Here is a 12,961-nt window from a genome sequence, read left to right as displayed (position 1 = left end):
AAATCATGTATTTCGATCCGGGCGCGTAGCGCCGGGAATCGGGAATCGGGAATCGGGAATCGAAAAGGCTGCGGCATCGCGGGTGCGTGCGAACCATCCGACAGGGAAGCGCTCGTAGTGCGCTGCCTCGAACGGATACCGGCCCCTCCCTGCGTGCGACAGCGGATAGGCGAAGCGGGCTGTCACCCCCGAACAGCGGGCAGCCACGCGCCTCCACCACCAGGCGGCGGCGGGAAGCGACGATCGGAAAACGCAAGGGCGCCAGCAGGCGCCCGGCAGCGGCCGCGCTCCCGCACATGGGCGGGGCGCGATCCTCAAGCTGCTGCGGTCAGCGCTTCTTCGGCGCGATCATCATCACCATCTGCCGGCCTTCCAGGCGCGGACGCGATTCGATGACGATGTCTTCGCCGAGGTCGGCCTCGATCCGCGACGCCATTTCGCGCCCGAGTTCCTGGTGGCTCATCTCGCGGCCACGGAAACGGATGTTGACCTTGACCTTGTCGCCCTCCTCGAGGAAGCGACGCATGTTGCGCAGCTTGATCTGGTAATCGCCCTCGTCCGTGACCGGACGGAACTTGATTTCCTTGATCTCGACCTGCTTGGTCTTCTTCTTGGCTTCGTTCGCCTTCTTCTGCTGCTCGAACTTGAACTTGCCGAAGTCCATGATCTTGCAGACGGGCGGATCGGCCTGCGGCTGGATCTCGACCAGGTCGAGCCCATCCTCTTCGGCCAGCGCCAGCGCTTCGTCGCGGGTCAGCACGCCGACCATCTCGCCGTCCTTGCCGATCACGCGAACGCGCGGGACACGGATCTCTTGGTTCTTACGGTTCTGTTTGTTGTCAGGGGTACTGATGTTGCAATCTCCCAGGGGAATCGGACCGACGCGGGCGGAGGCTCCGCCCGCATCGGGGTTGTCTTACGCCAGTTGCTCGGCGATCAGCCGTTCGGCGAAGGCGGCAACCGACATGGTTCCCAGATCCTCCCCCGATCGCGTGCGCACTGCAATGGCGCCGTTTTCCTTCTCGCGGTCGCCCGCCACCAACAGGTACGGCACCCGCTGCAGCGTGTGTTCGCGAATCTTATAGCCGATTTTTTCGTTCCGCAAATCGGCCTCGATGCGGAAGCCTTGATTTGCAAGGAGTTTCCGCACACTGTCTACATAGTCGGCCTGGGCATCGGTGATGTTCATCACCATTGCCTGCACCGGCGACAGCCAAGCCGGGAACGCGCCGGCATGGTGTTCGATCAGGATCCCGATGAACCGCTCCATCGAGCCGACGATGGCCCGGTGCAGCATGACCGGGTGCTGCTTTTGGCTGTTCTCGTCCACGTACTCGGCGCCGAGGCGGCCGGGCATCATGAAGTCGACCTGCATCGTGCCCAGCTGCCAGGTGCGGCCGATCGCGTCCTTCAGGTGGTACTCGATCTTCGGGCCGTAGAACGCGCCCTCGCCCGGCAGCTCCTGCCATTCCACGCCGCAGGCACCGAGCGCGGCGCGCAGCGCGGCCTCGGCCTTGTCCCAGGTCGCGTCGTCGCCCAGGCGTTTTTCCGGACGCAGCGCGATCTTGATCTGGATGTCGTCGAAACCGAAGTCGGCGTACACCTTCAGCGCCTGCTGGTGGAACGCGGTGACCTCGGCCTCGATCTGCTGCTCGGTGCAGAAGATGTGGCCGTCGTCCTGGGTGAAACCGCGCACGCGCAGGATGCCGTGCAGCGCGCCGGACGGCTCGTTGCGGTGGCAGGCGCCGAACTCGCCGTAGCGGATCGGCAGGTCGCGGTAGCTGTGCAGGCCCTGGTTGAACACCTGCACGTGGCCCGGGCAGTTCATCGGCTTGACCGCGTAGGTGCGCTTCTCCGACTCGGTGAAGAACATGTTGTCCTGGTAGTTGTCCCAGTGGCCGGATTTCTGCCACAGCGACACGTCCAGGATCTGCGGGCAGCGCACCTCGCCGTAGCCGCTGGCGCGGTACACCTTGCGCATGTACTGCTCGACCACCTGCCAGATCGACCAGCCCTTCGGATGCCAGAACACCAGGCCCGGACCCTCTTCCTGCAGATGGAACAGGCCCTGCTGCTTGCCGATCTTGCGATGGTCGCGCTTGTCCGCTTCCTCCATGCGCAGGATGTAGGCGTCCAGCTGCTTCTTGTCGGCCCAGGCGGTGCCGTAGATGCGCTGCAGCTGCTCGTTCTTGGCATCGCCGCGCCAGTAGGCGCCGGAGATGCGGGTCAGCTTGAACGCCTTGAGGAAGCGCGTGTTGGGCACGTGCGGGCCGCGGCACATGTCCACGTATTCCTGGTGGTAGTACAGGCCCATCGCGATGACGTCGTCGGCCATGTCCTCGATCAGGCGCAGCTTGTAGTCCTCGCCGCGCTGGCGGAACAGCTCGATCACCTCGGCGCGCGGGGTGACCTTCTTGACCACGTCGTAGTCCTGCGCGATCAGCTCCTGCATGCGCTTTTCGATCGCCGCCATGTCCTCGGGGGTGAACGGGCGCTCGCTGTAGATGTCGTAGTAGAAGCCCTCGGCGATGACCGGGCCGATCACCATCTTGACCTCGGGATACAGCTGCTTGACCGCATGCCCGACCAGGTGCGCGCAGGAGTGGCGGATGATCTCCACGCCCTCGGCATCCTTGGCGGTGATGAGGCGCAGGCTGGCGTCGTGCTCGATGAGGTCGCAGGCGTCGACCAGGCGGCCGTCGACCTGGCCGGCGATGGTCGCCTTGGCCAGGCCCGGGCCGATGGACTGGGCCACGTCCATGGGACTGACGGGGTGTTCGAATTCGCGGCGGCTGCCGTCGGGGAGCGTGATCGTGATCATGGGAGTCAGTAAGAAGGAAAGCGATGCGGGTGGGGCGTTTCCCGCAGCGCGCCGGAAGCCGGCGGCGCAAGGCGCGGGATACAAAGAAGGCGCCACAAGGGCGCCTGCTCGGACAGCCTTGGACGGGGGTTCATGCTGGGGCGATGGTAGTGCTCATGTCGCACGCTCGGCCGGCGTTGCCGCGGGCCACCCGTAGTTCCGCATTTAAGAATCAGCAAATGGTAACCCATTTGGCGGAGTTATGAATTCGCGCCGTCGGCACACCGTCGCCGCCGCGAATCCCGAATCCCCAGCCTACGCTGCGCCGCAGCAAGTGCTCTCCCGTACGCCATGGCATGCTTCGGGCTGTTTCCTGCACTGCGAGCGCCGTCATCAAAGGCAAGGCCACATCGCTCGATATCGCCTACCTGGCCGGCGTATCGCAGCCCACCGTCTCGCGCGCACTGCGCGGCAGTCCGGCGGTCAACGAGCAGACCCGGCGCAAGATCCTGGCGATCGCCAACGAGCTGAACTACAAGGTCGACAAGCACGCCTCCAGCCTGCGCCTGCGCAATGCCGGCACCCTGGCACTGCTGTTCTTCGAAGACCCGACCACCGACGATTCACTGATCAACCCGTTCTTCCACTCGATGCTGGGCTCGATCACCCGCGCCTGCGCGCGCCACGGCTACGACCTGCTGGTGTCGTTCCAGCAGCTGTCGGACAACTGGCGCGCCGATTACGGCGACAGCCAGAAGGCCGATGGCCTGATCCTGCTCGGCTATGGCGACTATCTGCAGGCGCAGCAGCGGCTGCAGCACCTGGTCGATCAGGGCACCCACTTCGTGCGCTGGGGCGCGGTGCTGCCCGGGCAGCCGGGGGTGTCGATCGGCAGCGACAACTTCCAGGGCGGCCACGACATCACCGCGCACCTGCTGCAACAGGGCTGCCGGCGCATCGCCTTCCTCGGCGACGCCTCCAACCACTACCCCGAGTTCCTCGAGCGCTACCGCGGCCATGCCCAGGCGCTGCGCACGGCCGGGTCGGACATCGTTCCCGGCCTGCAACTGGATGCGATCACCACCGAGCAATCCGGCTACGAGGCGGCACTGGCGCTGCTGCGCGGCGGCGAACGCTTCGACGCGGTGTTCGCCGCCAGCGACCTGATCGCGATCGGCGCGCTGAAGGCATTGCGCGAACACGGCCTGCACGTGCCCGAGGACGTGGCCCTGGCCGGCTTCGACGACATCCCGATCGCCGCCTGCGTGGCGCCGGCGCTGTCGACCGTGCAGCAGGACACCAAGCTGGCCGGCGCGGTGCTGGTGGAGACCCTGCTGGCGCAGATCGCCGGGCAGCCGGTCGCCAGCCGCACCCTGCCGGTGACGCTGGCGCTGCGCGGCTCCTCGCTGCGCAGCTGATCCCCTACCGGCCCGCGGACGCGGCCGCAGAGCTCCATTTCGCGCCGGGCCGCCAGGCCCAAGCGCGCCGGCTGCGTTTTCCTTACGAAAGCAGAATGATTATCATCCGCGAGAGCGCCGCGGATTGCCGCGGCTTCACGCCGCCGCCTGGAATGCCGATGCCCCCTGCCCGCCCCGCTTCCCATCCGCCCTCCGCCGTACCGCCCGCAGCCGCCGCAAAGCGCAGGCAGGCGCGATCGGCCGCGTGGATCGACGCCCGATGAGCGCGGCCATTGCCGTGATCGCGGTGGCCGCCGTATGCGCGGCGCTGTCCGCGCTGGCGTTGTACGCCGGCTCGCCGAACTGCCGCCTGGCACCGCTGCGGCGCCTGCGCCGGTTCGGCAACTGGCTGGGCCTGGCACTGGCCGGCGCCTCGTTGGCTGCATGGATCGCGCAATTGGGCGTCGGCGCCGGGCTGTGCGCGATGCTGGCCAGTTGGATGCTGGCGCTGATGCTGGTACCGACCGTCGGTGCGCTGCGCGGCGATCCTGGCCACGGCGTGCGGAGCCGGCCGCGATGATGTGGAGCCGCGGCCTGGCCGCGCTGATTCCCGGCTTCTTCCTGGCTACCGCGCTGACCGGCCTGGTCTGCTGGCTGCCGCCGGGACCGTGGCAGCAGGCGCTGGTCCCGGCGCTGATCGCGTTCGTGCCGCTGTGGGTGGGCGTGGCGATCGGCGCCTATTGCTTCGCCAGCGGGCGCCGCGCCTGGAGCTGGCTGAGCGCGCTGGCGCTGGCCGGCTTCGCCCTGCTGTGGGCGCTGAAGGCCCTGGCCTGGGCGCAATGAGGAAATACGCATGAAACTGCACGCCACCACCCTGCGCACCTTCACCGCGCTGCATACCTGGATGGGCCTGATCGCCGGCTTCGCCTTGTTCGTCGCCTTCTATGCCGGCGCGATCACCGTGTTCCACCACGACCTGCCACGCTGGCAATCGCAGCAGGTGGTGCCGGTGCAGACCGTGGACGATGCGCAGCGCCTGCTCGACGCGACCCTGGCGCGGCATCCGCAAGCCAAGCCGATGCTCGGCATGCTGTTCCCCAGCGGCGAATTTCCCAAGGCGCTGATCTACTGGCCCGATGCCGAGGGCGTGTGGCAGATGGCCACGCTCGACGACCTGGAGGGCGGGCCGGAACTGCCGCAGGCGGGCCTGGCCACCCTGGTCAACGAACTGCACTACACGCTGGGCCTGCCGGTGGCCGGCGTCTATCTGATGGGCATCGTCAGCCTGCTGTACGCGGTGGCGATCGTGTCCGGGGTGATCATCCATCTGCCGAAGCTGCTCAAGGACCTGTTCGCGCTGCGCCCGGGCCGCAATCTCAAGCAGTTCTGGCTGGATGCGCACAACGTGGTCGGGGTGCTGAGCCTGCCGCTGCACCTGATGTTCGCGGTGACCGGCGCGGTGCTGTGCCTGTCGCTGGTGCTGATGGCGGCGCTGAATCCGCTGGTCTTCGACGGCAAGGTGCAGGACGCGGTACCGGTGGCGATGGACACCGCGCCGGTGCGCAGCGCCAGCGGCACGCCTGCGCCGGTGGGCACGCTGGCCGACTGGAGCGCGCGCGCCGTGGCCGAGGCGCGGCGGCAAGGGCTGCATGATTTCGAGCCGGTGTACATGAAGCTGCAGCACGCCGGCGACCGCAACGCCACGGTGGAAATCAGCGGCGAGTCGCCCGGCACGCTGGGGCCGACCGGAACGGTGGCGCTGGACGCGGCCAGCGGCAAGGTGATCGCCACTCAGCTGCCCGGCCGCCGCGACGCCAACCACGCCACGCTGACCTCGGCCTACGCACTGCATTTCGGCGAATACGGCAATGCGCTGGTGCCATGGCTGTACTTCCTGCTCGGCATCGGCGGCGCGTTCCTGTTCTATTCGGGCAACCTGCTGTGGATCGAGTCGCGGCGCAAGCGCCGCCAGGCGCAGCAGGGCCGCGCGCAGATCAACATGGCGCGGGCCACGGTCGGCGTGTGCATCGGCCTGTGCGTGGCGATCTCGGCGGCGTTCGTGGCAGTGCAGGTGCTGGAACGCGTTGCGCCTGACGCGGTGGATGCCGGCATGCGCTGGACCTGCTTCGGCAGCTGGGCGCTGTGCGCGCTGTGGGCGGCGCTGCGCGCGCCGGCGCAGGCCGCGCGCGAACTGTTGTGGACCGCGGCCGCGGTGACCGCGGCGATCCCGCTGGCGCACGGCCTGGCCAGCGGCTGGTGGATGTGGACCAGCGCCGCCGCCGGGCAATGGCCGTTGTTCTGGGTCGACGGCATGGCCGTGGCGATGGCGGTGGGCTTTGCTGCGCTGGCACGCGCGACCGCGCGCCGCGCCAGGCATGGCGAACCGAACAGCGTGTGGGCCGAACCGCAGCCGGCGGCAGCGTAACCGCCCATTTTTTTGTAGGAGCGGCTTCAGCCGCGACCGGATGCGATCGGTAATGCGCGGTCGCGGCTGAAGCCGCTCCTACAGTGGCGGCTCCACGCCGTCCTTCGCCGCCATCAGCCAATCCAGCCGCGCGCGCAGATCCGAGCGAACGATCGGCGCCTCGGACAGGAACACGCGCACGCCGTGCGCCGGCACCTCGGCGCGCAAACCGTCCGCGACCTCGACCGCACTGCCGTCGAAGCCGTCGCGCCAGGTACCCGGCTGCAGGTAACGCCGCACTTCCAGCGTCTTCGGCGCGTCGCTCTTGTTCAGCAGTACCAGCGCGGTCTGAGTGCTGCCCGCATGCTGGAACACCCGATAGAACACCGCCTCGTCGCCGGACAGGCGCAGGTTGAGCTGCAGCCCGCGCTGCAGCGCCGGCGTGCGTTGCCGCAGCAGCGCGATGCGCTGCAACGGCGCGAAGATCGGACTCTGCGGCGCCGCATCCACCCGCTCCTGGCCGAAATAGTTGCGGTTACCGGCATGCTCGGCACGGCCGCGCATGAAGCCGGTTTCCGAGCCGTAATAGAGCACCGGGATGCCGCGCGCGGTGAACAGCCAGTTGTGCGCATCGATGAAGCCGGCATCGCTGGCGTCGAGCCGCGCCATGTCGTGGTTGTCGTAGAAGGTCATCAGCTCGTACGGGTTCGCGTACGGGCCGCGCTCCAGGTACAGCGGCGCCTGCAACTGCTCGAAGCCGCCGCGCGCATGCCCGAACACCGTGGACAGCGCCTGCTTCAACGGAAAATCCAGCACGCTGACCCCGGCGTTGCGCGCCCAGGTGTGCCCGGCGATCTTGCGCGCGTCGTAGTCGAAGGCCTCGCCGAACATGAACATGCCCGGCCGCTGCGCGCGGAGGCGGCGCACGAACTCATGCCAGAAGCTGTCCGGCATCCAGCCGATGGTGTCGATGCGGAAGGCATCGGCGCCCTGCCCCAGCCATTGCGAATAGGCGCCGACCAAATACTCCATCACCGCCGGATTGCGCTCGTTGAAATCCGACAGCTCGGCCAGGCCGCCGCCGGTGTTGTAGAACGCATGCAGCGGGTTGTGCGCCGGATCCAGCCTGGCCGGCGGCAGGTTCTGGTGGTCGGCGACGCGCTTGCCGTCGCGATCGAACACCTGGCCGAACATCGGCTGCCGCTTGGGCATCGTGTACGCCGGCGAGCCATGGTTGCCGACGATGTCCAGCACCACCTTCAGCCGCTGCGCATGCATCGCCTGGGTGAAGCCGGCGAAATCCAGGCCCGGGCTGGGCAGGTGTTCGTCCAGCTTGTAGAAATTGACGCCCCAGTAGCCGTGGTAACCGGTCTTGCCGCGATCGCTCAGGTTGCTGCCCCAGCTGATCGGCTTGCCGCCGGTGAACGCTTCGTCGGGGTTGTCGACGATCGGGGTGATCCACACCGCGCCGAAGCCCAGGCCGCGGAGATAGCCGGCATTGTCGACCACGCCCTTGAAGTCGCCGCCCAGGTAGCCGATGTTGTCGCTCTCGCCCGGCGGCGCCGGCAGCGGGATGTCGAAGGTACGGTGCGCGCCGCCCTGGTCGCGGTGATCGTTGCCGGGATCGCCGTTGACGAAGCGGTCGGTGACCACGAAATACACCGCCTCGCTGGCGAACGGCTCCAGCGTGCCGTAGTACTCCGCCGCCGCCTGCGCACGCGCCGGTGGCGCGACAGCGCCTAGCAAGGCCAGCGCCAGCAGCGAAATCCGATACGTCATTGCCTTGCCCCATGTTCGGCGGGAACCTGCAGCACGCACAGCGCCGCCAGCAGCAGGCTGATGCCGCCGATGCCCAGCGCGTACAGCGGCCGGCCGCCGAGCCAGTGGGTGAGCACGAAGCCCAGCACGCTGACCGCGACCAACTGCGGGATCACGATGAAGAAATTGAAGATGCCCATGTACACGCCCATCTTCGCCGCCGGCACGCTGTCGGACAGCAAGGCGTACGGCAGCGACAGGATCGAGGCCCAGGCGAAGCCGACGCCGAGCATCGACAGCAGCAGCCACTGCGGATCGCGGATCCACAGGAACGACAGCAAGCCGGCCGCGCCCAGGCACAGGTTGAGCAGATGGCTGAGGCGCAGGCCGACCGCGCGCACCAGCAGCGGAATGGCGATCGCCGCCAGCGCGGCGAAGCCGTTGTAGGCGCCGAACAGCACGCCCACCCAGTTTGCGCCGTCGTTGTAGGCCGCCGAGGTGGTGTCGGTGGCGCCGTAATACGTCTGCGTCACCGCCGCGGTGGTGTAGATCCACATCGCGAACAGCGCGAACCACGAGAAGAACTGCACCCAGGCCAGGCGCCGCATCGCCTGCGGCATCGCCTGCACGTCGCGCATGATCGCGGCCAGCATGTGCTCCGGCCGCAGTCGCGGGGCAAGCCATTGCAGCAGCCCGTAGCCGGCGAACAAACCGGCCAGCACGTACAGCATGCGGTCGCCGCCGCTCCAGAAGATCGCCGCCGCGCCGGCAAGGCCCAGCAGCAGCCAGAGCGCCGCGGCGGCATCCGAACGCGGCATGGTAGTCGCGTGTTCGGCGGCGTGCGACGGCGGCGCGTCGTCGAACGCGTGCAGCGTTTCGGGCGGATACTCGCGTGTGCGCAGCACAGTCCAGCCTATGGACAGGAACAACACCGCGCCGCCCAGGTAGAACGCGTAGCGCACCGTCGCCGGCACGTACCCGGGCGCGGCGGTATTGCTAACGCCCCATTGCGCCAACAGCCACGGCAGCATGCTCGCCACCACCGCGCCGACGCCGATGAAGAAACTCTGCATCGCATAGCCGCTGGCGCGCTGGCGTTGCGACAGCTGGTCGCCGACGAAGGCGCGAAACGGCTCCATCGAGATGTTGATCGACGCGTCCAGTATCCACAGCGTGCCGGCCGCCACCCACAGCGCCGGCGAGTTCGGCATCACCAGCAGCGCCAGCGTGGTGAACAGCGCGCCGACCATGAAATACGGACGGCGCCGGCCGAAGCGGTTCCAGGTGCGGTCGGACAGATAGCCGACGATCGGCTGCACGATCAGCCCGGTCAGCGGCGCGGCGATCCACAATCCCGGCACCTGCTCCATGTCCGCGCCCAGGGTCTGGAAGATGCGGCTGGCATTGGCGTTCTGCAGTGCGAAGCCGAACTGGATGCCGAGGAAGCCGAAGCACATGTTCCAGATCTGCCAGAACGACAGCGCCGGCTTGGCGCGCGGTGCCGTGCTCATCGGCGCACCTGTACGGCGCCGGCCGGCGCGATCAGCAGCGCGGCGATATCGGCCGCATTGACCACGCCATCGGCGCCGCCCTGGCCGCCGGTATAGCGCGCGAAGTGCTGCAACGCGCTCATGTTGGCCGCAGGCGCCAGGCGGATGCGGCAGGCCTGCCCGGCCTTGAGTGCGAACACGGCCGCAGTGGACTCCTGTTCGCCGACGCTGTGCGGCATCACCACCGGCATGCGCTGCGGCGCGGCATCGCCGCATTGCAGGTGCAGCTGTTTCACCGCAGCGGTGACGCCTGTGTTGATCGGGCCATGCGCGTTGACGTAGCGCAGGCTTAGCCGGTACTCGCCATCGCGCGGCGCGGTCCAGCGCCAGTCATCGCCACCGGCCAGGCGGACCACGTCGCCGACGCAGACGCTGGGGCTGTGCAGCGATTCCCAGTGCGCATCGCGCCGGGTCAGGCTCAGGCATTGCAGCTGCTCGCGCAGCGGCAAGCGCGCGCCGTCGGCAGCGCCTTGCCGGTGCTGTCCATCGACGTACAGCACCGTGTCGGCGGCCGCCGCGACGCGCCAGCCCTGCGCATCGCGCTCGACGCGCGGCGCTGGCGGCGCGAACGGGGCGAACGCATCGGCGGCCGCGAGCAGCGGCACCGGCGTGCTCGCGGTGTCGCGCGCGACCAGTTGCACGGTGGTGACGCCGTCATGGGTGCGCGTGTCGCCGGCCACCAGCAGGTCGCCATGCAATTGCGCAGGCCGCCGCAGCACGATGCGCCGCTCGCGCAACTGCAGCGCGATTTCCTCGCGCTCGCCGAACAGCATCGGCACCAGGCTCACCGGCAGCTTCGGCGCCACGCTACCGTCGTCTTCGACGCCGAACACGCCTTCGATCACCATCGCCAGATAACCGGCCACCGACCACAGCTGCCGCGGCGAATTGACCACCGGCCCGCTGAGCGCGCCATCGTCCACATGCGCGGCCTGGCTCAGGAATTCGTAGTTCTCCATGTTCGAGCCGGCCAGCGCGGCGCCGCGCAGCAGCGAGCGCACTTCGAAGGCGATGCGCGCGCTGTCGTCGGTGTGCCGCGCCGCGCGCAGCGCGTAGGCACTGGCGAACGGCCAGATCGCGCGGTTGTGGTAGATCGGCACGTCCTGCTGCTGCGGCCAGACCACCGGACTGCCGGCCTCGACCGCCGGATAGCGCGCCAGCGCCTGGCGCGCGCGTTCGCGCGGCAGCACGTCGGCCAGCACCGCCAGCGACAGGCCGAGCAGATCGTAGCTCTCGTAGGCGACCGGATGCGCGGCGCTGCCGAGATAGCTGACGTAGGTACCGCGGTCCTCGCGCCAGAAGCGCTGCGCGATCGCCTGCTTCAGCGCGTCCGCCCAGCCGGCATAGCGCGCCGCCGCCGCGCTGTCGCCCTGCCCGCGCGCCAGCCGCTCGCCCAGGCGCAGCGCCTGGTAGTGCAGCACGTTGGTGGACAGCGCGAACGACTCGGCGATGAAGCGCACGTCGTTGCGGGTCCAGGCCGGATAAGTCTGCTCGCGCCAATCCAGGAACGAGGTTTCGCCGCGGTACAAGCCGATGCGCGGGTCGAATGCGAATGCGCGGTCCTGCGCCAGGGTCGCCTCGAGTGCGGCGCGGGTGTCGGCGGCGAACTGCGCGTCGTCGAGCAGATGCCGCGCGGCCAGGAACCAGACCACGCGGTCGCTGCTCACCGGCCAGCTGCCGCCGGAGCCGGTGTCCTGGGCCACGAACAGCCCAGGCAGCGCATCTGTGCCGCGCATCGCCGACAGCTTGAAGCGCAGCGAGCGCCGCGTGCGCTGCGGATCCAGCCGCGCCAGCGCCAGATCGGCGGCATAGCTGACGTCGCGGGTCCACACGTAGGGCCAGCGTTCGCCGGTCTGGTAGCAGTCGCAAGGCAGCGGCTTGCCGTGGTCGAAGGCCGGATCGCGGATCGCGTCGACCTGGTCGTCGCGCAACTCCTGCTGCGCCAGCGCGAACAGCGCATCGAACAGCGGGCTGGTGGTGTCGCTGCGCAGCGGCTGCGCCGCCAGCGTGCGCGTGCCCTGCGCCGAGCTCAGCACGAAGCCGCCGTCGGCGGTGGCCACGGCCTGCGCGGTCTGGCCGCGCCATTGCAACGACGTCTGCCACGCAGACGCCGACACCGCGGCACCCAAGGTGGCGGCCAAGCAGATCATCTTCAGCATCGAAGCGGCGGACCGGCTCGCGCCCGTCGGCCTCCCTCCCTCTTTGCCTGCATTGTGGGTTCGCCGCACCGGCATGCCGGCACCGCGCTCGCGGCCTCTTCGAGAAGCGCTGCGGACATGGTAGACGCGCCGCAGCGCACCGCGCGCATCTGCATACGTATTCATCGCCTTGGCCGCAGCAGGCGCGCAGCGCCTCGCTATAGTCGCCGCACCTGCGACGGCCGCCTTGGGAGGGGACGTGCCGCAGCTTCATGCCCTGCCACGCGCGCGGCCATCGTCGCCCCTGCGGATGCTGCTCCCAGCCGCGCTGTTGTGCATCGCACCGCTGCTGCGGCGATCCGGTCGCGCGCCACTAGCGCATTCCGCTCCGGACTGCGTCGCCGGATGACGTTACCTGTAGGAGCTGCTTCAGCCGCGACAGGCTTTACAGACAATGCCAGCCACAACCGAAGCCGCCCAACAGCCCGCAATCGCTCAGGCGATGGGCAAAGCTCTGCCTCGCGCAGATGACTGACGCATCCGCGCAACGCCGCCTTTCCCGTTACCGAGCATGTTGCGCGCGAACGCTTGCCACCCTGGCCCATATAGCGCATCGCGCCTCGTATCAGCATCTTCCCCCTGGCATCCACGCTCCCATCCGCATGCGCCGGACTGCCGCCACCGCCTTTATGCCGCGCCTCCAAGCACTTCGCAGCGCAATGCACTGCAAATTCCCACACACCACCTTCACGATCACGACACGCACGCGCTTTACCACCACACGACATCGCTACCGTGGAATCGATTCCAATGCGATGAAACCCAGTGAATACGTATGCAGGCCGCGTTCGCAGCGGATTGCCGTGTCTACCATACGTTGCAGTCGCGTCACCGAAAATGGGCGGCGCGATCCC

The 12,961-nt window shown here is 68.4% G+C and carries 9 protein-coding genes; 4 read left to right on the top strand and 5 right to left on the bottom strand.

From position 1 onward, the window contains the following. Nucleotides 1-328: 328 nt before the first annotated feature. Together infC and thrS are read right to left on the bottom strand one after the other, a co-directional pair. A complete protein-coding gene (infC, locus tag HEP75_RS08790; protein WP_074375534.1) occupies nucleotides 329-853 on the bottom strand; it encodes a translation initiation factor IF-3 in 525 nt (174 codons plus the stop codon). Nucleotides 854-916: 63 nt separating this feature from the next. Beyond that, nucleotides 917-2,821, bottom strand: coding sequence for a threonine--tRNA ligase (gene thrS, locus HEP75_RS08785; protein ID WP_185826167.1), 1,905 nt, complete (start codon nucleotides 2,819-2,821; stop codon nucleotides 917-919). A gap of 335 nt (nucleotides 2,822-3,156) precedes the next feature. Here thrS and HEP75_RS08780 point away from each other — a divergent pair, with 335 nt between their 5' ends. The 4 genes from HEP75_RS08780 (at nucleotide 3,157) to HEP75_RS08765 (ending at nucleotide 6,622) form a co-directional block, all read left to right on the top strand. After that, on the top strand, nucleotides 3,157-4,218 hold the full coding sequence (locus tag HEP75_RS08780) for a LacI family DNA-binding transcriptional regulator (RefSeq protein WP_185826166.1): 1,062 nt from the start codon (nucleotides 3,157-3,159) through the stop codon (nucleotides 4,216-4,218). Between the two features lie 259 nt (nucleotides 4,219-4,477). Then, nucleotides 4,478-4,777, top strand: a complete 300-nt coding sequence (locus HEP75_RS08775; protein WP_185826165.1) for a hypothetical protein — start codon at nucleotides 4,478-4,480, stop codon at nucleotides 4,775-4,777. Beyond that, nucleotides 4,777-5,040, top strand: coding sequence for a hypothetical protein (locus tag HEP75_RS08770; RefSeq protein WP_185826542.1), 264 nt, complete (start codon nucleotides 4,777-4,779; stop codon nucleotides 5,038-5,040). Before HEP75_RS08775 ends, HEP75_RS08770 begins: the two co-directional genes overlap by 1 nt. Nucleotides 5,041-5,050: 10 nt before the next feature. Then, nucleotides 5,051-6,622, top strand: a complete 1,572-nt coding sequence (locus HEP75_RS08765; RefSeq protein WP_185826164.1) for a PepSY-associated TM helix domain-containing protein — start codon at nucleotides 5,051-5,053, stop codon at nucleotides 6,620-6,622. A gap of 78 nt (nucleotides 6,623-6,700) precedes the next feature. Here the strand turns inward: HEP75_RS08765 and HEP75_RS08760 are convergent, their stop codons facing one another. From HEP75_RS08760 to HEP75_RS08750, 3 genes are read right to left on the bottom strand one after another with little or no spacing between them, the layout of a single operon-like run. Further along, nucleotides 6,701-8,380, bottom strand: coding sequence for an alpha-amylase family glycosyl hydrolase (locus HEP75_RS08760; RefSeq protein WP_185826163.1), 1,680 nt, complete (start codon nucleotides 8,378-8,380; stop codon nucleotides 6,701-6,703). Further along, on the bottom strand, nucleotides 8,377-9,870 hold the full coding sequence (locus tag HEP75_RS08755) for an MFS transporter (RefSeq protein ID WP_185826162.1): 1,494 nt from the start codon (nucleotides 9,868-9,870) through the stop codon (nucleotides 8,377-8,379). The genes HEP75_RS08760 and HEP75_RS08755 overlap by 4 nt, the downstream gene beginning before the upstream one ends. Next, complete coding sequence (locus HEP75_RS08750; RefSeq protein WP_185826161.1) at nucleotides 9,867-12,068, bottom strand: Six-hairpin glycosidase-like protein; 2,202 nt, start codon at nucleotides 12,066-12,068, stop codon at nucleotides 9,867-9,869. Before HEP75_RS08750 ends, HEP75_RS08755 begins: the two co-directional genes overlap by 4 nt. Between the last annotated feature and the right edge of the window lie 893 nt (nucleotides 12,069-12,961).

The organism is Xanthomonas sp. SI (genome assembly GCF_014236855.1).
In the GTDB taxonomy this organism is placed as follows: domain Bacteria; phylum Pseudomonadota; class Gammaproteobacteria; order Xanthomonadales; family Xanthomonadaceae; genus Xanthomonas_A.
This window is presented reverse-complemented; position numbering and strand designations above follow the sequence as displayed.

Coding starts and splice junctions, on each gene's coding strand:
- thrS (WP_185826167.1), bottom strand. CDS start 2,821: ATGATCACGATCACGCTCCCCGACGGCAGCCGCCGCGAATTCGAACAC.
- HEP75_RS08780 (WP_185826166.1), top strand. CDS start 3,157: ATGCTTCGGGCTGTTTCCTGCACTGCGAGCGCCGTCATCAAAGGCAAG.
- HEP75_RS08775 (WP_185826165.1), top strand. CDS start 4,478: ATGAGCGCGGCCATTGCCGTGATCGCGGTGGCCGCCGTATGCGCGGCG.
- HEP75_RS08770 (WP_185826542.1), top strand. CDS start 4,777: ATGTGGAGCCGCGGCCTGGCCGCGCTGATTCCCGGCTTCTTCCTGGCT.
- HEP75_RS08765 (WP_185826164.1), top strand. CDS start 5,051: ATGAAACTGCACGCCACCACCCTGCGCACCTTCACCGCGCTGCATACC.
- HEP75_RS08760 (WP_185826163.1), bottom strand. CDS start 8,380: ATGACGTATCGGATTTCGCTGCTGGCGCTGGCCTTGCTAGGCGCTGTC.
- HEP75_RS08755 (WP_185826162.1), bottom strand. CDS start 9,870: ATGAGCACGGCACCGCGCGCCAAGCCGGCGCTGTCGTTCTGGCAGATC.
- HEP75_RS08750 (WP_185826161.1), bottom strand. CDS start 12,068: ATGCTGAAGATGATCTGCTTGGCCGCCACCTTGGGTGCCGCGGTGTCG.